We start from the raw sequence: 21,189 nt of genomic DNA, 5'->3' as shown, positions 1-21,189 counted from the left end.
CGGTCCCCGGAAGAGCTGTGGAGGCTGCTCGCGGCGGGCGACGAGGCCATTTCCGGCTTCCCCGTCAACCGTGGCTGGGATGTGGCGGGGCTGTACGACCCCGACCCGGAGGCGGACGGCAAGAGCTATGCGCGGGAGGGCGGCTTCCTGCACACCGCCGGCGAGTTCGACCCGGCGTTCTTCGGAATCTCGCCGCGTGAGGCGCTGGCGATGGATCCGCAGCAGCGGCTGCTGCTGGAGACGTCATGGGAGGCGTTCGAGCGGGCCGGAATCGACGCGACGACCCTTCGGGGCAGCGCGACCGGTGTCTTCGCTGGTCTGATGTACCACGACTATGGATCCCAGCTCCGGAGCATCCCCGAGGGCGCCGAGGGCTACCTCGCCACGGGTGGGTCCGGAAGCATCGCATCGGGGCGGGTCGCCTACACCTTCGGTCTCGAGGGTCCGGCCGTGACCATCGACACCGCATGCTCGTCGTCGTTGGTGGCGTTGCACTTGGCGGCGCAGGCGCTGCGGCAGGGCGAGTGCTCGCTGGCGCTGGCGGGCGGAGTGGCGGTGATGTCGACCCCCGCCACCTTCGTGGAGTTCAGCCGTCAGCGCGGGCTGGCGCCGGACGGCCGGTGCAAGCCGTTCGCGGCGGCCGCCGATGGCACGGGCTGGGGCGAGGGCGTGGGCATGCTGCTGCTGGAGCGGCTGTCGGACGCGCGCCGCAACGGCCACCAGGTGCTGGCGGTGGTACGTGGCTCCGCCGTCAACCAGGACGGTGCCAGCAACGGCCTCACCGCGCCCAACGGCCCCTCGCAGCAGCGGGTGATCCGGGCGGCGCTGGCGAACGCACGGCTGTCGGCCGCCGAGGTGGACGCGGTGGAGGCACACGGTACGGGTACGACGCTGGGCGACCCCATCGAGGCGCAGGCGCTGCTGGCCACGTACGGCCGTGAACGCGCCGACGACCAGCCCCTGTGGCTCGGCTCGATCAAGTCCAACATCGGACACACCCAGGCCGCGGCCGGTGTCGCGGGCATCATGAAGATGGTGCTCGCCATGCGCCATGGTCTGCTGCCCCAGACGCTGGGCGTCGACGAACCGTCGACGCACATCGACTGGACGGCCGGAGCCGTCAAGCTGCTCACCGAGGCCAGGCCCTGGCCCGAGACTGACCGTCCACGTCGGGCGGGCGTCTCGTCCTTCGGCCTCAGCGGCACGAATGCGCACATCATCCTCGAGCAGGCGCCGTCGACAGAGGGTGAAAGCTCTGAGGAAGACGGGGAGTTGGCGCCCGCTGTGGTGCCATGGGTGCTGTCGGCGAAGTCCGATGCCGGTGTGCGTGAGCAGGCCGGGCGACTCCTCTCGCTCGTGGCCGGGGAGACCGGCCCAGCGGTGACGGACATCGGTCTGTCGCTGGTCACCACGCGCTCGGCGTTCGAGCGACGGGCGGTGGTGCTGGGCGGTGACCGTACCGCGCTCGTCAGCGGCCTGACCGCGCTGGCCGAGGGCCGCGAGGCGACAGGTGTGGTGCGCGGGGCCGTGATCGGCTCCGACACCCGTGCGGCCTTTGTCTTCCCTGGTCAGGGGTCGCAGTGGGTGGGGATGGCGGCGGGGTTGCTGGAGTCGTCGCCGGTGTTCGCGGAGCGGGTGGGTGAGTGTGCGGCGGCGTTGGCGCCGTTCGTGGATTGGTCGCTTGGGGATGTGTTGCGGGGTGGTGAGGGTGCTGCGGAGGCGTTGGAGCGGGTGGATGTGGTGCAGCCTGCTCTGTTCGCGGTGATGGTGTCGTTGGCGGAGTTGTGGCGTTCGTACGGGGTGGAGCCTGCGGCGGTCATCGGTCATTCGCAGGGTGAGATCGCGGCGGCGTGTGTGGCGGGTGCGTTGTCGTTGGAGGACGCGGCGCGGGTGGTGGCGTTGCGGAGCAAGGCGTTGCGTGCGTTGTCGGGGCTGGGCGGGATGGTGTCGGTGTCGTTGCCGGTGGAGGAGGTGCGGGAGCGGTTGGGCCGGTGGGGTGAGCGGTTGTCGGTGGCGGCGGTGAACGGGCCCTCGGCGGTCGTGGTCTCCGGTGACGCGGACGCGTTGGACGAGTTGCTGGCGGCGTGTGAGGCGGACGAGGTCCGGGCGCGGCGTATCCCCGTGGACTACGCCTCGCACTGCGGACATGTGGAGGACATCGAGGAGGAGTTGCTGAGGGAGCTGGCGGCTATCGCTCCCCGGGCTTCGTCGGTGCCGTTCTACTCCACGGTCACGGCAGGTGTGCTGGACACCGAGGAACTCGACGCCGGGTACTGGTACCGCAATCTGCGTCAGACGGTCCGTTTCGACGAGACCGTGCGCGCCCTGCTGGCCGACGGTTTCGATATGTTCATCGAGGCCAGCGCCCATCCGGTGCTCACGATGGGGGTGGAGCAGACCGCCGAGGACCACGGCACCCGCGTCACCGCCGTCGGTTCGTTGCGCCGCGACGAAGGTGGTCTGGAGCGCTTCATGACCTCCCTGGCAGTGGCATACGTGGGTGGCGCGTCCGTCAACTGGGCAGGGCTTTTCGCGGGAACGGGCGCGGAGCGCGTGGATCTGCCGACGTATGCCTTCCAGCGCACCCACTTCTGGCTGGAGTCCGAGGCCGTCGAGACCGCGGGTGATGTGGCCTCGGTGGGGCTGGACTCGGCCGGGCATCCGTTGCTGGGGGCCGCCGTGCCGCTGCCCGACTCGGACGGTTTCCTGCTCACCGGTCGGCTCTCGCTCCGTACTCACCCCTGGCTCGCCGACCACGCGGTGGCGGATGTCACGCTGCTGCCAGGCACGGCCTTCGTGGAGTTGCTGATGCGGGCCGGTGACGCGGTCGGCTGCGATCAGGTGGACGAACTGACCCTGGGAGCACCGCTGGTGCTGCCCGAGCAGGGCACGGTTCGGCTGCAGGTCGCCGTCGGCGGTCCCGACGAGGCGGGGCGGCGCTCGGTCGGCGTGTACGCACAGACGGAGGACGGCCCCTGGACGCAGCACGCCACCGGTGTGCTCGGCAGCGGCGGCGCCTCGGCGGCGACCGATCGCGCCCCCGAGCCCGAGGCATGGCCACCGGCCGGTGCGGAGGCGGTGGACGTCGGCGGGCTCTACGAACGGTTCGCACGGACCGGGCTGGGCTACGGGCCGTCCTTCCAGGGGCTTCGTGCCGTCTGGCGCAAGGGCGACGAGGTCTTCGCGGAGGTCCGCCTGGCCGAGGAGGCACGGCAGGACGCGGAGCGCTTCGGCCTCCACCCGGCCCTGCTGGACGCCGCGTTGCACGCGATGGCCTTCGGCGGTTTCGTCCGCCTCCCTGAGCCCGATGGCAACGTCCGTCGGGACGAGGGGGCCGGCACCGGACGGGTCCGGCTTCCCTTCGCCTGGAGCGGCGTGGCGCTGCATGCCACCGGCGCGTCCGCGCTGCGGGTGCGGCTGGCACCGGCCGGGGCGGACGCGGTGTCGCTGACCGCGCTCGACGAGTCGGGGCAGCCGGTGGCCTCGGTGGCGTCGCTCGTCACTCGCGCGGTCGCCCGCGACCAGCTCGGTGCGGCGCATGGTGCCTTCCACGAGTCGCTCTTCAGCCTGGAGTGGACGGCGCTCAACACGGCGGTGTCGCTGTCGTCCGGCTCCGCTGACCGCTGGGCCGTGCTCGCCGAGGGCGACACGGGACTGTCGGCGGCGCTGAAGTCGGCGGGCACGGCCGGTGCCCTGGCCGAGACGTATGCGGATCTGCCCGCTCTGGGAGAGGCCATCGAGGCGGGGCGAACGGCGCCGGATCTGGTGTTCGCCTCCCTGACCTCCCTAACCCACCTCTCCTCTCCGTCCTCCCTCTCTTCGATCTCGTCCCCCACGTCCCACACACTCGCCACGCGCGACGAAGCGGATACGGCGGCGCTCGCGTCGCCGTCCGCAGAGGCGGTCCGTGCCGTGGCGTACCGGGCGCTCGCGCTGGTGCAGTCGTGGCTGGCCGATGAGCGGTTCGGACGGTCCCGGCTGGTGCTGGTCACCCGTGGGGCGGTCGGTGTCCGGCCCGGGGAGCCGGTCGCCGATCCGGCCTGCGCGGCGGTGTGGGGGCTGGTGAGGTCGGCGCAGTCGGAGAACCCCGATCGGTTCCTGCTGCTCGACCTGGACGACCAGGAGGCGTCGTCCGCCGCCCTGCCACAGGCCCTGTCGGGCGACGAGCCGCAGATGGCGGTGCGCGGCGGTGCGGTGCTGGTGCCACGACTCGCTCGGGTCCCGGCGGCCCGCGCGGCCGCGTCCACGTCGGCCGGGGAGCGGGACGGCGAGCCCGCGGCCACTTCGCTGTGGGACCCGGAGGGAACGGTCCTCATCACCGGCGCCACGGGCGTGCTGGGCTCCCTGGTGGCGCGTCACCTGGTGGCCGAGCACGGCGTACGCCATCTGCTGCTGACCAGCCGCCGGGGCCGCGAGGCCACGGGCGCCGCCGAGCTGGTGGACGAGCTGACCGCGTCGGGGGCTTCGGTGTCCCTGGCCGCCTGCGACACGGCCGACCGCGCCGCGCTGGCGCGGCTGCTGGCCTCCGTACCGGCCGAGCATCCGCTGACCGGGGTGGTGCACGCGGCCGGTGTGCTTGACGACGGGGTGATCAGGTCGCTGACTCCGGAGCGCGTCGACACGGTGCTGCGGCCCAAGGCCGATGCCGCCATCAACCTCCATGAGCTGACGGAGGACCTGCCGCTGTCCGCGTTCGTGCTGTTTTCCTCGGCGGCGGGCGTGTTCGGTGGCAGTGGCCAGGCCAACTACGCCGCGGCCAACGCGTTCCTGGACGCGCTGGCGCAGCGGCGCAGGGCCGGGGGGCTTCCGGCGGTCTCCCTGGCCTGGGGGCTGTGGGCCGAACGCAGCGCCATGACGGGGCACATGGACGACAACGACGTCGAACGGCTCAACCGGGCGGGAGTGACCGCACTGTCGTCCGAGGAGGGCCTGGCGCTCTTCGACGCGGCGACGGCGCAAGCGCATGCCCGGGCTGCCCGGGCCGGGGACCCCGGCCCGGGCGAGGGCGCCGATGCGAGCGGCGGCGGCCGGCTGGAAAGCGTCACTGACGTGCACCCGGAAAGCACCACCGATGCGCACCCGCTCCTAGTACCCATGCGGCTCGACATCGCCGCGCTACGAGTGCAGGCCGCCTCCTTCGGCGTCCCGCATCTGCTGCGCGGGCTGGTCCGGGTCCCGGCCCGCCGTACCGCCCATAACGCCGCCTCCGGCTCCGCCACCGGCGCCGGGGGAGTGGAGCCGATCGGGCAGCGCCTGAACGGGCTCTCGGCCAGGGAGCAGACCCAGCTCCTGACCGAGCTGGTGCGCACCCATGCCGCCACTGTGCTCGGCCATGACTCACCGGACCTGGTGGAGGACGACCACGCCTTCCTTGAGCTGGGCATCACCTCGCTCACCGCCGTGGAGATCCGCAACCGGCTCAACCTCGCCACCGGTCTCAATCTGCCCGCCACGCTGCTCTTCGAGCACACCACACCCGCGGCGCTCGCCGCCCACCTGCGCGCCCAACTGGTCCCCGGCGCCCCCGACTCCGCACCCCAGGACGAAGCGCCCGCCGCCGGAGCGCCGCACCAGACCACGACCACGGCCACACCCCCCGGCGCGGTCAAGGCCCCGACCGGCTCGACGATCGAGGAGCTGTACCGGCAGGCGTGCGCCGATGAACAGTACGTGGCGGGCACCCAGTTGCTCATGGCAGCGGCCCGGCTGCGCCCTTCGTTCCGTACGGCGGCGGAGCTGACCACCCCGCCCAAGCTGGTGCGGCTCTCCAAGGGCAGTACGGCGCCGGGGCTGGTGTGCTTCCCGTCGTTGGTCGCCATCTCCGGACCGCGTGAGTACGCCCGCTTCGCGGCCGGGTTCCGGGGCCGCCGCGATGTCTCCGTGCTGCCCGAGCCCGGCTTCGGCAAGGGGGAGCTGCTTCCGGCGAGCGTCGACGCCGTCGTGGAGATGCAGGCGGAGGCGGTGCTGCGCTGTGTCGGAGAGAAGCCGTTCGTGCTCGTCGGACGCTCGTCCGGCGGCTGGATCGCCCAGGCGGTCGCCGGGTGGCTGGAGGCGCGTGGCAGCGCGCCCTCGGCGGTCGTCCTGCTGGACACCTATCTGCCGCGCAGCGAGGCGTTGCCGTGGATCCAGACGAATCTGTCCGGCAAGATGTTCGACCGGGAAAAGATGTTCGGCGTGGTGGACGAGGGCAGGCTGACCGCGATGGGCGGCTATCTGCGCCTCTTCTCCGACTGGGGGCCGACGCCGATCGACGCGCCGATTCTCACGGTGAAAGCGGAGGAATCCTTTCCGGGATCCGGGGAGGGGAACGACGAGGAATCGGCATGGGGTGCCATGCTCACCCGTATCGACGTTCCCGGCGACCACTTCACCATGATGGAGGATTTCGCCGGCGTGGCCGCCGAAGCGGTCCTCAACTGGCTTGCGGAGAACGTGTGATTCGCATTGCCTGACATCCTGATAGGCTCGCGCTCATTCGAAGCGCGGAAGAAAAAACGGGGAAGGCGCTCGCGGATTTCTGATGTCGCCGAAGACCTTTCCATTACTGCGGGAGGAAACATCATGACGTCCAATGTCAGCGCGGTCGGTGAGCGGGTCGGAGAGTTCTACGACCAGCTGGTGGGCATGTTCGACGCCTCGCTGTACGGCCCGAACATCCATGTCGGCTTCTGGAACAGCCAGGAGGACAGCACCACCCTGGAGGACGCCGCCGACCGGCTCACCGACATGATGATCGCGCGGCTGCGCATCGGCGCCGGCTCCCGGGTCCTGGACATCGGCTGCGGCTTCGGCGGGCCCGCGATCAGGCTCGCGCAGAAGACGGGTGCCGAGGTGGTGGGCATCAGCGTCAGCCGTAAGCAGGTCGAGAAGGCAAATGAACTGGCCGAGGCCGCCGGGGTGAGCGGCAAGGTCACCTTCCAGTACGGCGACGCGATGGACCTGGCCTTCGACGACGGCTCCTTCGACGCCATCTGGATGCTGGAATCCGTGATGCAGATGCCCGATCGGGCGGCGGCCCTCGCGGAGGCCGCCCGCGTTCTGCGCCCGGGCGGCCGACTGGCGCTCACCGACAACTACGAGCGCGAGGAGATATCCGAGGAGCGGCGGCCGGTCATCGAGAACATTCTCCAGCGGTACCTCACCCAGCCGCCCGCGTCTTTCGAGACATACCCGGCGATGCTGCGCCAGGCCGGGCTGCGCTGTACGGAGCTGCTCGACGTCAGCGAAAGCACCACCAAGCAGTCGGTCCGGCGGCTCGGTGAGGCCATGGCCCAGAACATGGAGCAGCTGGCGTCCAAGGTCGACCCGGAGGTCTTCAATAAGTTGAAGCCCGCCGAGGGTGAGAACATGGAAATGCCCGAGCTGGGTTATCTCATCGCCACCGCGCGGCGCCCCGAAACCGCGTAAGTTCTCGGCACCGGAATTTCCCGGTTCTCGTCAGGGAGGCATTCAGGGGCGGGTCGACACATTCGGCCCGCCCCGGGGGCGCGGAGATGACCGCGCCCCCGGGGCCACACGGTGCGGACGTCGCATGGCGCGTGGCGTCGCCTACCGTGGGAGGCAGCCGGGGAACCAGGGAGGCGGACAAGATGACCAGCGCACCGGACACCGTCCCGCTGCCCTCGGGGGAGCGGATGCCGCTGCTCGGCCAGGGCACCTGGCACATGGGTGACCACCCTCGGCGCCGTGCCGATGAGATCGCGGCGCTGCGGCGCGGACTCGACCTCGGCATGACCGTCGTGGACACGGCCGAGATGTACGGCAGCGGCGCCTCCGAGGAACTCGTCGGAGAGGCGATCGCCGGCCGCCGCGACGAGGTCTTCCTGGTCAGCAAGGTACTCCCCGGCCACGCCGACCGCAGTGGCACCATCGCGGCCTGTGAGGACAGCCTGCGGCGGCTTGGCACGGACCGGCTGGATCTGTATCTGCTGCACTGGCGGGGGCGGGTCCCGCTGGAGGAGACCCTCGAAGCCTTCGCCGAACTGACCGACAGCGGCAAGATCCGCCACTGGGGTGTGAGCAACTTCGATGCCTCTGACATGACGGATCTCGTCGCCATCCCCGGTGGCGACGGTGTCGCCGTCGACCAGGTGCTCTACAACCTCACCCGGCGCGGTGTCGAGTACGACCTCATGCCCTGGTGTCACCGGCGCGACATCCCCCTGATGGCCTATTCGCCCATCGAGCAGGGACGCCTGCCGCGCTCCGGTGCGCTGCGGGAGGTCGCACGGGCCCATGGCGCGACGCCCGCGCAGGTGGCGCTGGCGTGGGTGCTCAGGCAGGGGGTGGCGGCGATCCCCAAGGCCGGGCGGGTCGACCATGTCGAGGAGAACCACGCCGCGCTGGATCTCGAGCTCACCCCGGAGGACCTGGACGCGCTGGACCGCGCCTTCCCCCCGCCCACGGGGCCCGTGCCCCTCGAGGTCCTTTGAGCCCGAGATCCTCGGAGGCTTTGGGCGCACCGGCTTTACGTACGCGGGTCTTACGCGTCGGAGCCGTGATGCGGGTGCGGCGGACCTCACGTATACGGGTCGTGGTAGCGCAGCAGCACCCCGACCCCGTCCTCCAGCGACAGTTCCTCACGCGGGACCGTGATCAGCTCGGCGCCGGTGCCCACCAGGGCCCGTACCACTACGGCCCCGGCGGGCTCCTGCCGTCCGGTGTGCACGCCGAAGGTGTGGAGGTCCGGCTCCGTCAGCGTGACGTGGGTGGGCTCGGGCCCCGCCCACAGCGACTCCGGAAGGTTCACAGGGCGGGTGAGCAGCAGGCAGTGGGCCTGGCCACGCTGTAGGGCGGTGATGGCGGCGGACAGCCCTTCGGAGGTGTCCGGGTGCCGGGCGCGCTGCGCCATGTAGCGGTGCGTCAAGGTCCGGTCTTTTTCGTTCACCGTGGCACGCAGCGTGTCGTTCAGCTCCGCCTCCAACAGGGCCCGGCCGGGTCCGGCCACCGGTCGTCCGCTGTCGTGCACGGTGACGACGCGCTGTTGGGTGGGCTCGGGCAAATGGTTGACCAGCACGCCGCGCAACCACACGTCCTCCGCCGCGCACCGCAACACGATCGTCTCGGCATCGGTCCAGCGGCGCAGATTCTCCAGCTCATGGGCGACCGCGAATGCGTTCGCCGGCCAGTCCCGGGCCGCGCCGATGTGGTTGTAGCGGGGCTCCGGTGCCACTCGGCTCATGGGCCACCGCCCGGCTTGGTAGTGCACCACCACATCCTCTTCCAGGTCGGTCTCCGCGAAGGCCCGGGAGAGGGCCACGGCCACATAGGGGATGTCCGGGGCGTGTTGCAGCACCAGGGGCAGCACATCGGGGATCGAGGTGAAGCGGGCCGAATCGGCCGCCGGCGGCTCGGGGAGCTCCTCGGCCAGTCCGAGCCGTCCATGGGCGGCGAACAGGGCCTGTCCGTGCCGTCCGGACACCTCCCGGTCGCTGCCCACGGCGGTGTGCAGGGCGGAGAGGGTGGCGTTGTCCACGCCCTGGCCGGACAGCGCGTCGCGCAGGTGCCGCCAGCGCAGCTCGATCGCCTTCTCCGGATCCTCGATGTCGCGGGAGGTGTCCAGGTAGACGGCGGCCCATGGGCCGGGCCGCGCGTAGAGCGGGTCGAGAAACGACAACTTCATATGCGCTCCGTACCTTGCCGGGCGACCTGACGGGGCGGCCCGACACGAGCGGGTTTCCCGCTCAGGCCGGATGAAACCGCTCGAAATCGCTGGTTCCGGTCAGTGGCGGGGCGGGGGTCGATCTGCCCTGCGACGGGCGACTGGGCGACGCACGCGTCCGGCAGGTCCTGATCCGGCGGTCCATTGTCGGACCCCCTCGCTACCTTGCCGCCATGACGGAATTCGTACTGGTGGCGGGTGCGTGGCTGGGGTCGTGGGCATGGGACGGGGTGGTGCCGGAGCTGCGCGCTGCCGGACACGGCGTCCATGCCCTCACGCTGTCCGGACTCGCCGAGAAGCAGGGTGTACAGGCCGGGCAGCAGACCCACGTCCAGGACATCGTCGGCGAGATCGAGCGCCTCGATCTGCGTGATGTGGTCCTGGTGGGGCACAGCTATTCGGGCATCCCGGTCGGTCAGGCCGCCGAGCGCATCGGCGACCGGCTGGCCCATGTGGTGTTCGTGGACTCCAACGTTCCGGCGGACGGTGAGTCGTTCCTGTCGGCCTGGCCCGGCGGCCGGGCCATGGTGGAGGCGTCGATGGCCGCGAACGGCGGCTTCTGGGCGCCCCTGACCGAGGCCGGCTGCGAGGGCCAGGGGCTCACCGACGAGCAGATCGCGCGGATCGTGGGCGGTTCCACGCCGCATCCGGGCGCCACGCTGTCCGAGCCCGCCGTGCTGGCGCGCCCGCTCGGCGGGCTTCCGGCCACGTACATCAAGTGCCTGCTCGACGGCGATGAGCCAATGAGCGATGTGGCCGAGTTGCTGAAGAGCGAGCACTGGCGGCTGGTCGAGTTGGACACCGGCCACTGGCCGATGTTCTCCCAGCCGCGTGAGCTGGCCCGGATACTGCTCGGGTGCGCTGGGGCATCGTGACGCGGCACCCGCCTGACCGGGCCCCGGGCGGTGTTCGCCCTGGACCCGGCCACCCGCATCGTGCGAGGCGGGGCCACGTCGTGTGCTACCGCGCCGCCGGTGCGGTCACTCGCAGCCGTACCGCCAGTTCCACCCCACAAAGGTGTGCCGCAGCTCCACATCGAAGCGGCAGCTCGCCGTCCCGTCGGTCTTCAACTGGACGTAGGAGTGGTGGGTGTTGTTGTACCAGTCGCCGGTCGGGTCGAAGACACCCTGGTACGCGAAGTCGGCGTGCGCCTCGGAGTTGACCTCGGCGCAGTCGGTGACACAGTCGTCCTTCGCGGTCTGCGAGGTGAGCGACCAACCGGCGTCCCACGGCTCGCGGTTCCACTCCTGGGTGGCCGTGGTGCCGGCCGTGGTGACGCGGCCGTTCGCCGTGTCCCACGAGGAGGCGGTGTACAGGCCCGTCATCCGGATGTTGCAGCAGTCGTACATCTCGTTCCAGCCACGCAGCTGATGCCCGGCAGTGGCGGCGGTGGCGGTGCGGGCCGAGCGGGCCGATGCCGGGCCGTGCTGGACGGAGACCGGTTCCGGCTTGCAGTCGGCGCCAATGGTGATCTGCCCCGAGACGCCCTGGCCGGGCGCCGGAACGGGAAGCTCGCCGGTCAGCCGGACACCGTCACAGGACTTCGGCGCCGGGTCGGACTCCTGGGCCGTGGCCACGGTCGTACCACCCAGGAACGACACCAGGGAGACGGCCGACACGGCCGCGATGCGTAACCGGCTGTTCACTTCTCACGCCCCTTGATTCGATGATCCATGCGATCCGAAACGGGCGGCGCGCCTCGGTACCGGTGCGCCGCCAGGTCACGCGGGTGATCGTAACGGCGGTCGTCCGCGGAAGCGGGGGCGCGGGAAAGGTTGGCAGGAAGGTGGCACCGCGGCCCCGCCCGGCAGCGCACACGACATCACGCACCACGGCTGCGCTACACTTCCTGAGTCCTGTTGTCTCCGATAGAGGTGGACGTTGCGTATCTGAGGTTCGCGATCACCGCGCGGTACGGCACAAGCCGTAGCCCGTCACGCCGTAGCCGGCCTTCTTGCCGCCCGTGACCCGCGTGGATGCGACCTCGGTGCATACGCCGTCCCTCACCCTTCGGAGGGCCGCACCCCATTCCCCGGCTTGGTCGCCGCGTGGTGCTCGCATACGTAGCCCCTTTTCACAGCGCTTGCGAATGCGAGAACACCATGGCAGCATCCCCCACCCCCAGCGCCTCCGTGACCTGCTCGGCCGTGTCCTTCCAGTGGCCGGACGGCACGACCGTCTTCGACGGGCTCTCGCTCGGCATCGGACGGGGCCGCACCGGCCTCGTCGGCACCAACGGCAGTGGCAAGTCCACCCTGCTGCGGCTGATCGCCGGCCGGTTGCGTCCCACCCAGGGGTCGGTGACCGTCGGCGGCAGCCTCGCCTACCTTCCGCAGAACATCACCCTCGACACCACCCTCCGCGTCGACCAGGCCCTGGGCATCGCCGAGCGGCGCGCCGCCCTGAGCGCCATCGAGGCGGGAGACGTCGACGAGGCCCACTTCGAGACGATCGGCGACGACTGGGATGTCGAGGAGCGGGCCCTGGCGACACTGGGCTCACTCGGGCTCGGCGATGTCGAACTGGACCGCACCGTCGGCCATCTCTCCGGCGGGGAGACCGTACTGCTGCGCCTGGCCGCCCTGCTTCTGGAACGGCCCGACGTCCTGCTGCTCGACGAACCCACCAACAACCTCGACCTGTTCGCACGGCGGCGGCTCTACGACGCCGTCGACTCCTGGCGCTCCGGTGTGCTGGTCGTGGTCAGCCACGACCGTGAGCTGCTGGAGCGGGTGGACCGCATCGCCGAACTGCGGTCCGGGTCGGTGACCTGGTACGGCGGCGGCTGGTCCGCCTACCGGGAGGCGCTGGCCACCCAGCAGGAGGCGGCCGCGCGGATGCTGCGGGTGGCCGAGGCGGATGTGCGTCGGCAAAAGCGCGAACTGGAGGAGACCCACATCAAACTGGCACGCCGCCAGCGGAACAGCAAGAAGATGGACGTCGAGCGGCGAGCCCCGAGAATCGTCGCCGGCGCCCGTAAGCGGTCCGCGCAGGAGTCGGCCGGCAAGCTCCGCGATCTGCACGAAGACCGTCTCCACGAGGCGCGCGAGCGGCGTGAGGAGGCCGCCGAGGCGGTCCGCGACGACGCCGAGATCCGCGTGAGCCTGCCGCACACCGCGGTGCCCGCGGGCCGCACCGTGCTCACCCTGAGCGAACTGCGCCCCCGCTACGGCGCGCTGCGCGAGGCAACCCTCCATGTGCACGGGCCCGAACGCGTCGCGCTGGTCGGGCGGAACGGAGCCGGTAAGACCACACTGCTGCGCACCCTCACCGGCGAACTCGCCCCGCTGTCCGGTGAGGCCAGGACGTACGTACCGCTGCGGTTCCTCCCGCAGCGGCTGGATGTGCTGGACGACGAGCTGAGCGTGGCGGCGAACGTGGCGAACCGGGCGCCCGGTGTCACCGACAACCACATCCGCGCCCAGCTCGCGCGCTTCCTCTTCAAGGGGGCGCGAGCGGAGCAGCCGGCGGGGACCCTCTCCGGTGGCGAACGCTTCCGGGCCGCCCTCGCGGCCACCATGCTGGCCGCACCGGCCCCGCAGCTGCTGATGCTCGACGAGCCGACCAACAACCTCGACATGGCCAGTGTGCGGCAGCTGACGAGCGCGCTGGACTCCTACGAGGGCGCGCTCGTGGTCTCGAGCCACGATCTGCCGTTCCTGGAATCGATCGGCATCACCCGGTGGCTGCTGGTCGGCGAGGAGTTGCGGGAGACCGGTGCCGACGAGGTCCGGGATCTGCTCGAGGTGTCGTCGTCCGCGGCCGAGGGAGTGGCTGAGAGGAACTGAGACGAGCTGAGACCGGCTGTCCACCCGCGGCATCACACGGCGAACGTCACACGGCGAACGTCACACGGCGAATGTCACACGGCGAACGTCAGACCGCGAACGTCACACGGCGGATGTCACACGGCGAACGGGTAGGTCTCGGGAGCCTCGCCCCGCTCCCAGCCGGCGGTGCGCTCCAGCGGTTCGAGGGCGCGTGTCTCATCGATGTGGATGACCGCGTCGAACTGGTCCGCCACCCGTGCGAGGAAGTAGTGGCTCTGCCGCTCGGTGTCCGGGCGGTAGATCACTCCGATCGCGCGCTCCAGCAGCGCCGACGTCAGCCGCTCCCGGGCGAGTGGAGCGTGGCCGAAGTCGAGCAGGAACTCCTTCTCCCCGGCCTCGTGGAAGAGCTCTTCGACGCTCTCCGCGAGGGCGGGGCGCACCCGCTTCCGTGCCGCGGGCGATCCCCAGCCGTCCGCGGCCGTCACGGTGCCCGTGTAGGTGGTGAAACCGAGCAGCCGACAGTCGTCGGCGTGGCCTTCGCGCACCAGCTGGCCGACGTTGAGCTCGCCGCGCATGGCGGACTCGGTGGCGCGGGCGTCGCCCAGATGGGAGTTGTGCTCCCAGACCACGATCTTCGCCGGTTCCCCACGTTGCTTGCCCAGGTGCTCGGCGAGCGCGTCGAGGGTGTCCACCATGTGCCGGTCCCGCAGATTCCACGAGGAGACCCGTCCGCTGAACATCGAGCGGTAGTACTCGGCGGCGTTCCGCACGACGATCGCGTTCCGCTGGGCGTAGAACAGGTCGTCCTCGGCCAGCAGCCCGTCCCGCCGCGCGTACTCCAGCGCATGGCGCTGCATGTCCCGCAGTTGCTCCACGATCTCGTCCTCGCAGGTCGGGCCCGCGCCGAACGCCGCCTGGAAACCGTAGACCTGACCGTCGTCCCCGTCGTGGCGCTCCAGACACGCATAGCGTTCGCGGGCGCGCGCCGCGGCGGTCGGGTCGACCCGCTCCAGATAGCCGATCACCTCATCGATCGACCGGTACATGCTGTAGACGTCCAGCCCGTAGAACCCGGCCTTCGCCCCGTCGCTGAGCGGGTCGTTGTGGTCACGCAGCCATCCGACGAACTCGAGCACGGCCGTGTTGCGCCACATCCAAGTCGGGAAACGCTCGAAGCCCCGCAGGGACTCCTCGGCGGTGGCGTCGTCACCGCGCCCGCGGACGTAGCGGTTCACACGGTAGGCATCGGGCCAGTCCGCCTCCGCGGCCACGGCGCAGAAGCCCTTCTCCTCGATGAGCCGCCGGGTCATCCGCGCCCGCGCGGCGTAGAACTCGTGGGTGCCGTGCGACGCCTCGCCGATGAGCACGAAGTGCGCGTCCCCCACCAGGTTCAGCAGCGCGTCGCCCTGAGGTACGCCGTCCTCGACGGCGAGGGCCTCGCCCCGGATGAGGACCGCGTCCGTCGCGGCCTCCGCGGCGGGCGGGACCGGCGGGACCCGCGAGGCCGCGCGCAGCAGGTCGCGGACCTCCTCGTCGGTGGTCTGGGTGAAGTCCCAGTAGGAGGCGCCGACCGCGTGGAACGGGGTGGGGGTGGTCGCGCAGATCACCTCGTCGACCATCGTCGACAGCTCCTGGCAGGTGGACTCGGGCGCGGCGGGCACCGCCACCACGATCCTGCCGGGCCGCATGCGCCGCAGCGCCTGGATGGCGGCGCGGACGCTCGCGCCCGTGGCGAGGCCGTCGTCGACGAGGATGACCGTCCTGTCCTCGATGTCCGGCATGGGGCGGTCGCCGCGGTACATCCGCTGCCGACGCAGCAGTTCCCGGCCTTCCCGCTCCGCCACCTGCCGGACCGCTTCCGGCGAGATGTTCAGTCCGCGGATGATGTCCTCGTTGAGCACCACCACCCCGCCACTGGCGATCGCCCCCATCGCCACTTCGTCCCGGCCCGGGACACCCAGCTTGCGCACGAGCAGGACATCGAGTTCGGCGTCCAGTGCGGTGGCCACCTCGTACGCCACCGGAACGCCGCCACGGGGCAATGCGAGCACCAGCGCATCGGGGCGGCCTCGGTAGTGCTCCAGACGGCCGGCCAGGACCCGGCCGGCGTCCCGTCGATCGCGGAACAGACGCTCGGACACCCTCAGTCCTCCTCCTTCGACCAGGTGCGTACGGTGCGGACCCGTCGAACGATGCCGACCTCCTTCCAGGGTGCACCTTGGGGGACCCGCCGCGGGAGGCGTGGCGGCCCGTCCGGGACGCCCCGCCGCTCCGTTCCGCACCCGAAATTCGCGAGAGCGAAATGAGGGTCCGGCGTCCGCGCAGGTTAAGGCGCATTCAAGGTTGACTCATGCGCCTAGGCCTACCTTCGAAACGATCTCGTTCGCACGAGATATATGAACGTTTAACAGGGGGAGAGAAGGTGGCGGCGCGGCCGGTGTCCTCGCGTCTGGCGAGATTCAGCCCGTCGCGGCGAGAGCGTGAACGACTGCTTGTTGACTCTTCAGTAATAACGTGGCTAATTTCAGTCGGCGCCGTTTCGCGAGATTGCCATGCCATACGTTCGACATGCCTTGCCCGAATTATCTCCATTTCCTGCCGCGCTAGCGATTTTGGAGAAAACATGTCAGCCACCGTGGACGCAGGCGATCTTGTCATCGGCATCACTCCGTTCGGGGAACCGGACGCCAGACTCGCCGCGGCGGTCAGCCGCGCGGGCGGACTCGGCATCCTCGACCTGGGAACAACGGGCCGCGAAGCCCTCCAGGCATGGGAGGACATCGGCGAGTGGGTGGCCGACGGCCGGTACGGCGTGCGGGTCGCGGCGGGCTGTCGCCTCGCTCCCGCGGACCTCCTGGACGCCCCGCCCACCGACGGCTCACATGGCGGTGCGTCCGGTCCGCATACGGTGGTGCTCGGCGTGGACTCGCCCTGGCCGGTGGAGGCTGTTGCCGACCGCTGCCGTGTGCTGGCCGAGGTCACCGACCTGGACGAGGCCCTCGAAGCCATCCGCGCCGGTGCGCATGGGCTGATCGCCCGGGGGAGCGAGAGCGGCGGCCGGATCGGTCCGCTGGGCACCTTCGTCCTGCTCCAGCGGCTCCTCGCCGACCCCCGGGTGTCCTTACCGGTGTGGGCCTGCGGCGGTATCGGCCCGCGCACCGCCGCGGCGTCCGTGCTCGGCGGCGCGGCCGGGGTCGTCCTCGACACCCAGCTGGCCCTGCTCGCCGAATCGGGGCTCCCGGAGGACCGCGCCGCCGCCATCCGCTCCATGGACGGCTCCGAGACCACCGTCCTCGACGGGCACCGCATCCTGCGGCGCCGGGAGCGCGGTCCGCGCATCGGACATGACCTGGCGGTAGGTCAGGACGGCTTCCTGGCCGCGGAGTTGGCCGAGCGGTGGCGGGATGCCGGCCGTACCGTCCGGGGCATCACGGACGCCGTCCGGGAGGCCGCACACGAGGCCGTACGGAACGGCTCCGCCGTCTCGGCGCTGCGCCCCGGCGCCCCGCTGAGCACCCGCCTCGGCACTCGGCTGCCCCTCGCACAGGGCCCGATGACCCGGGTCAGCGACCAGGGCGCGTTCGCCTCCGCCGTCGCGGCCGGGGGAGCGCTGCCGTTCATCGCGCTCGCCCTGGCCGGACGCGAGCAGGCGCGCACCCTGCTGGAGGAGGCCGCGGCCGCGCTGGACGGACGTCCCTGGGGCGTCGGTGTGCTCGGCTTCGCACCCGAGGAGATCAGGAACGCCCAGCTCGAGGCCATCCGGGAGATCCGCCCGAGCCACGCGATCATCGCGGGCGGGCGGCCGTCCCAGGCCAAGGCGCTGGAGCGGGACGGCATCGCCACCTTTCTGCATGTGCCCTCGCCGGGGCTGCTGCGCCAGTTCCTCCAGGCCGGGGCGCGGCGGTTCGTCTTCGAGGGCTCCGAATGCGGCGGCCATGTGGGGCCGCGCAACAGCTTCCCGCTGTGGGAGGCCCAGATCGCCGTCATCGAGGACTTCCTCGACGAGGCCGCACACGACCCGCGTCACACGGCGGGCACCGACGGCGCCGACGCGACCGAGGGCACCGGCGGCGTGGGGATCGAGATCTTCTTCGCCGGGGGAGTGCACGACGAACGCTCCGCCGCGATGGTGGCCGCGCTCGCCGCCCCGCTCACCCGGCGCGGCGTCGCCGTCGGATCGCTCATGGGCACCGCCTATCTGTTCACCGATGAGGCGGTGGCACACGGCTCCGTACAGCCGCTCTTCCAGCGCCAGGTGGTGGCCGCCGGGCACACCGTGCTGCTGGAGACCGCCCCCGGCCATGCCACACGCTGCGTGCCCAGCCCCTTCACCGAGAGCTTCGACACCGTGAAGGAGCGGCTGCGGAACGAGGGCCTGCCGGACCGGGAGGTCTGGGAGCGGCTGGAGCGGCTGAATGTGGGACGGTTGAGGATCGCCAGCAAGGGCTTGGACCGCGGACCCGACGGCGCATTGGCCCCGGTGGACGAGGAAGGCCAGCTCAGCGGTGGGATGTTCATGGCCGGGCAGGTGGCCGTGATGCGCTCGGCCACCACCACGATCGCCGCACTGCACCATGCGGTGGGCCCCGCCGCCGCCGACTTCCTCACCGCACGCGCGGAGGCGGTGCGTGAGCGCCTGGGCGTGGCCCCGGCAGCAGCCGAGGTGCCCGAGCCGCTGGACGTGGCCGTCGTCGGCATGGCATGCATGTTTCCGCAGGCACCCGACCTCGCCACGTTCTGGGCCAATGTGGTGGGCGGTGTGGACGCCGTCACCGAGGTGCCCGCCGAGCGCTGGGACCCCGCCGTCCACTACACGGGCGACAAGGACGGCGCCTCCGCCTCCCAATGGGGCGGCTTTCTGCCACCCATCCCCTTCGACCCGCTGCGCTATGGCATCCCCCCGGCCTCGCTCGGCAGCATCGAACCCGTACAGCTGCTGGCCCTGGAGGCCGCCCGCCGGGCCCTGGACGACGCCGGGTACGGCGACCCCGGCGACGGCGGCCGGACCTTCGACCGCTCCCGCACCTCCGTGGTGTTCGGCGCCGAGGCGGGCAGCGATCTGTCCAACGCCCAGACACTGCGCGCCGTCCTGCCGTCCTATGTCCACGAGGTGCCGCGGGCCCTGCTGGACCAGCTGCCCCGGCTCACCGAGGACTCCTTCCCCGGCATGCTCGCCAACGTCATCTCCGGGCGGATCGCCAACCGGCTCGACCTCGGCGGCGCCAACTACACCGTGGACGCGGCCTGCGCGTCATCGCTGGCCGCCGTGGACGTGGCCTGCAAGGAGCTGACCGCCGGCACCAGCGACCTCGTGCTGTGCGGCGGCGCCGATCTGCACAACGGCATCAACGACTATGTGCTCTTCTCCTCCGTGCACGCCCTCTCCCCGACGGGCCGCTCCCGGACCTTCGACAGCTCGGCCGACGGGATCGCGCTCGGCGAGGGCGTCGCCTGCGTCGTCCTCAAACGGCTGGCCGACGCCGAACGGGACGGCGACCGCGTCTACGCCGTGATCAAGGGCGTCGGATCCTCCAGCGACGGCCGCTCGCTCGGGCTGACCGCCCCGCGCCCCGAGGGACAGCGTTCCGCACTGGAGCGCGCCTACGCCAATGCCCGCGTCTCACCCGCCGACGTCGGCCTGATCGAGGCGCACGGCACCGGTACGGTCGTCGGCGACCGCACCGAACTCACCGTCCTGGGTGAGGTGTTCACCGAGTCGGGGGCCGCACCCGGAGCGTGTGCGCTGGGCTCGGTGAAGTCCCAGATCGGCCACACCAAATGCGCCGCGGGCCTCGCCGGGCTGGTGAAGGCCGCGATGGCGCTGCACACGGGCATCACACCGCCGACCCTGCATCTGACCCGGCCCAACGAGGCATGGGACGCGGACCGCAGCCCCTTCGCCTTCCACACCCGGGCCCGGCCATGGGCCGCCGCGCCCGCCGAACGGGTCGCCGGGGTCAGCGCGTTCGGTTTCGGCGGGACCAACTTCCATGTGGTACTCGCGGCACACGGCCGCGGAGCGCCACCCGCACAAGGGCTGGACGACTGGCCCGCCGAGCTGTTCCTCTTCCGCGGCACCGACCGGGCGGCTGCGCTGCGGGTGGTCCAGCAGACACTCGACCAGCTCATGGCCAATGACGCGGCGGGTCGGCCGTGGCGGCTGCGCGACCTCGCGCTGACCGCCTCCCGGCGGGCCGACGCCGGCCGGGAACCGGTCCGGGCGGCCGTCGTGGCCTCGGACCTGGACGACCTGGCCGCACGATTACGTCAGGTCCTTGCGGGCGATCCGCCGGGCCAGGGGCCGCGCGGAACGGACGGGCTGTACACGGCCCCGGACAAGCCCGAGGAGGCCGGGGAGGCCGGAGACAGCGGGAAGACCGGGGAGGCCGAGGGCGAGCCGGGGCGCGGCAAGGTCGCGTTTCTCTTCCCCGGGCAGGGCAGTCAGCGGCCCGGGATGTTCGCCGGCGCCTTCGTCACCTTCCCCGAGCTCCAGCGCCATCTGCGCCACGGACGCGGCTACGCCGACGCGCTGTATCCCCCCGCCGCCTTCGACAAGGCCGGTGAGGCGGCACAGCGCACCGCGATCACCGACACCCGGGTGGCCCAGCCCGCACTGGGCATCGTCGGGCTCGCCGCGTACACCCTGCTCACCTCGGCCGGGGTACGGCCCGACATGGCGGCCGGACACAGCTACGGGGAGCTGGTCGCACTGTGCGCCGCGGGTGCGCTCGACCCCCGTACGCTGCCACGACTGAGCGCCGAGCGGGCGGCCGCCATCCTCGGTGCCGCCGAGGCCGATGGGGAGGAGCCCGGCACGATGGCGGCCGTGACCGCGGCCCCCGACGAGGTCGAGCCGGTGCTGCACGCGGCCGGGCTCGACGGGCGTGTGGTGGCCGCCAACCACAACGCGCCACGGCAGACCGTGATCTCCGGTCCCCAGCGGGACATCGAGGAGGCGGTGCGGCTGCTGCGGGAGGCCGGGCACTCGGTCAAACGCATCCCGGTGGCCTGCGCCTTCCACAGTCCGCTGGTGGCCGGGGCCGGTGCGCGGTTCGCCGAGGCGCTGGCCCGCCACCCGGTGCGGGAGCCGGAGTTCCCCGTCTGGGCGAACCGCACCGCCGCCCCGCACGGCGCGGAGCCGGATGCCATCCGCGCCGAACTCGCCGCCCAGATCGGCGCGCCCGTCCGCTTCGTGGCGCAGATCGAGGCCATGTACGAGGCGGGCGCACGTATCTTCGTGGAAGCGGGCCCGGGGACGGTGCTCACCCGGCTGGTGGGGGAGATCCTCGACGGCCGCCCGCATCTCGCCCTCGCCTGCGAGGGACGGCGGTCCGGCGCCGCCGGGCCGCGGGGGTTTCTCGACGCTCTCGCCCGGTTGGCCGTCGCCGGCGTTCCGGTGCGTACGGCCTGGCTGTTCCACGGCCGGGACGCGGTGGCGGCGGGATCCGCCCCGCCACCGAAGCGGCCCGGCTGGACGGTCGACGGACACCTCGTCCGCACCGCGAACGGTGAGCTCCTGCCCGGTGCGCTGGCACCGGCCCGACGTGTCATGGAGGCTACGGTGAGCCAGACGGATCGGACGGGTGGCGGCGAGTACGGCGACAGAGACGCCCTGATCTCGGAGTTCCTGAGGACCAGCCGGGAGATGATCGCCGCCCAGCGCGATGTACTCCTCACCTACTTCGGTAGCGCTCCGGGCGAACGACGCGCGGCGCCACCGTCCCCGGTCGCCCCGGCCACGCCCCTGCCCGCCGAGCT

The 21,189-nt window shown here is 71.6% G+C and carries 8 protein-coding genes and 2 pseudogenes; 7 read left to right on the top strand and 3 right to left on the bottom strand.

What is annotated here, in order from left to right; genetic code table 11:
- The 3 genes from GWI24_RS19120 to GWI24_RS19110 form a co-directional block, all read left to right on the top strand.
- Positions 1-6,438, top strand: a 6,438-nt coding sequence (locus tag GWI24_RS19120; RefSeq protein WP_210947159.1) for a type I polyketide synthase, incomplete at its 5' end; no start/stop codon positions are given.
- Positions 6,439-6,561: 123 nt separating this feature from the next.
- Complete coding sequence (locus tag GWI24_RS19115; RefSeq protein ID WP_210947158.1) at positions 6,562-7,407, top strand: cyclopropane-fatty-acyl-phospholipid synthase family protein; 846 nt, start codon at positions 6,562-6,564, stop codon at positions 7,405-7,407.
- A 182-nt stretch (positions 7,408-7,589) separates the two neighbouring features.
- The gene (locus tag GWI24_RS19110; RefSeq protein ID WP_210947157.1) at positions 7,590-8,432 is read left to right on the top strand and encodes an aldo/keto reductase; all 843 of its coding nucleotides are present in this window, start codon (positions 7,590-7,592) and stop codon (positions 8,430-8,432) included.
- An 86-nt stretch (positions 8,433-8,518) separates the two neighbouring features.
- Here GWI24_RS19110 and GWI24_RS19105 read toward each other — a convergent pair whose 3' ends face one another.
- Positions 8,519-9,622, bottom strand: a complete 1,104-nt coding sequence (locus tag GWI24_RS19105; RefSeq protein ID WP_210947156.1) for a hypothetical protein — start codon at positions 9,620-9,622, stop codon at positions 8,519-8,521.
- Positions 9,623-9,834: 212 nt separating this feature from the next.
- Between GWI24_RS19105 and GWI24_RS19100 the strand changes: the two genes are divergently transcribed.
- The gene (locus GWI24_RS19100) at positions 9,835-10,536 is read left to right on the top strand and encodes an alpha/beta fold hydrolase (protein ID WP_210947155.1); all 702 of its coding nucleotides are present in this window, start codon (positions 9,835-9,837) and stop codon (positions 10,534-10,536) included.
- 105 nt (positions 10,537-10,641) lie between these two features.
- On the opposite strand, the gene GWI24_RS19095 is transcribed toward GWI24_RS19100, so the two are convergent.
- A complete protein-coding gene (locus GWI24_RS19095; protein ID WP_210947154.1) occupies positions 10,642-11,307 on the bottom strand; it encodes a hypothetical protein in 666 nt (221 codons plus the stop codon).
- A gap of 330 nt (positions 11,308-11,637) precedes the next feature.
- Here GWI24_RS19095 and GWI24_RS46875 point away from each other — a divergent pair.
- Both GWI24_RS46875 and GWI24_RS46870 read left to right on the top strand, forming a co-directional pair.
- Positions 11,638-12,375 (top strand): annotated as a pseudogene (locus GWI24_RS46875) (ATP-binding cassette domain-containing protein); the annotation flags it as partial.
- Between the two features lie 123 nt (positions 12,376-12,498).
- Positions 12,499-13,240 (top strand): annotated as a pseudogene (locus GWI24_RS46870) (ATP-binding cassette domain-containing protein); the annotation flags it as partial.
- 325 nt (positions 13,241-13,565) lie between these two features.
- Here the strand turns inward: GWI24_RS46870 and GWI24_RS19085 are convergent.
- Complete coding sequence (locus GWI24_RS19085; protein ID WP_210947152.1) at positions 13,566-15,572, bottom strand: erythromycin esterase family protein; 2,007 nt, start codon at positions 15,570-15,572, stop codon at positions 13,566-13,568.
- Positions 15,573-16,054: 482 nt separating this feature from the next.
- Between GWI24_RS19085 and GWI24_RS19080 the strand changes: the two genes are divergently transcribed.
- Positions 16,055-21,189 (top strand): type I polyketide synthase (locus tag GWI24_RS19080; RefSeq protein ID WP_210947151.1); only part of this gene is annotated, 5,135 nt, incomplete at its 3' end.

This window comes from Streptomyces sp. MK37H (assembly GCF_018035285.1).
In the GTDB taxonomy this organism is placed as follows: Bacteria; Actinomycetota; Actinomycetes; order Streptomycetales; family Streptomycetaceae; genus Streptomyces; species Streptomyces endocoffeicus.
Note: the sequence above shows the minus strand (reverse complement) of the source record. Positions and strands in the feature narration are given on the sequence as shown.

Bases quoted from the DNA above. Each gene is read 5' to 3' on its own strand.
- GWI24_RS19115 (WP_210947158.1), top strand. From the start codon at position 6,562: ATGACGTCCAATGTCAGCGCGGTCGGTGAGCGGGTCGGAGAGTTCTAC.
- GWI24_RS19110 (WP_210947157.1), top strand. From the start codon at position 7,590: ATGACCAGCGCACCGGACACCGTCCCGCTGCCCTCGGGGGAGCGGATG.
- GWI24_RS19105 (WP_210947156.1), bottom strand. From the start codon at position 9,622: ATGAAGTTGTCGTTTCTCGACCCGCTCTACGCGCGGCCCGGCCCATGG.
- GWI24_RS19100 (WP_210947155.1), top strand. From the start codon at position 9,835: ATGACGGAATTCGTACTGGTGGCGGGTGCGTGGCTGGGGTCGTGGGCA.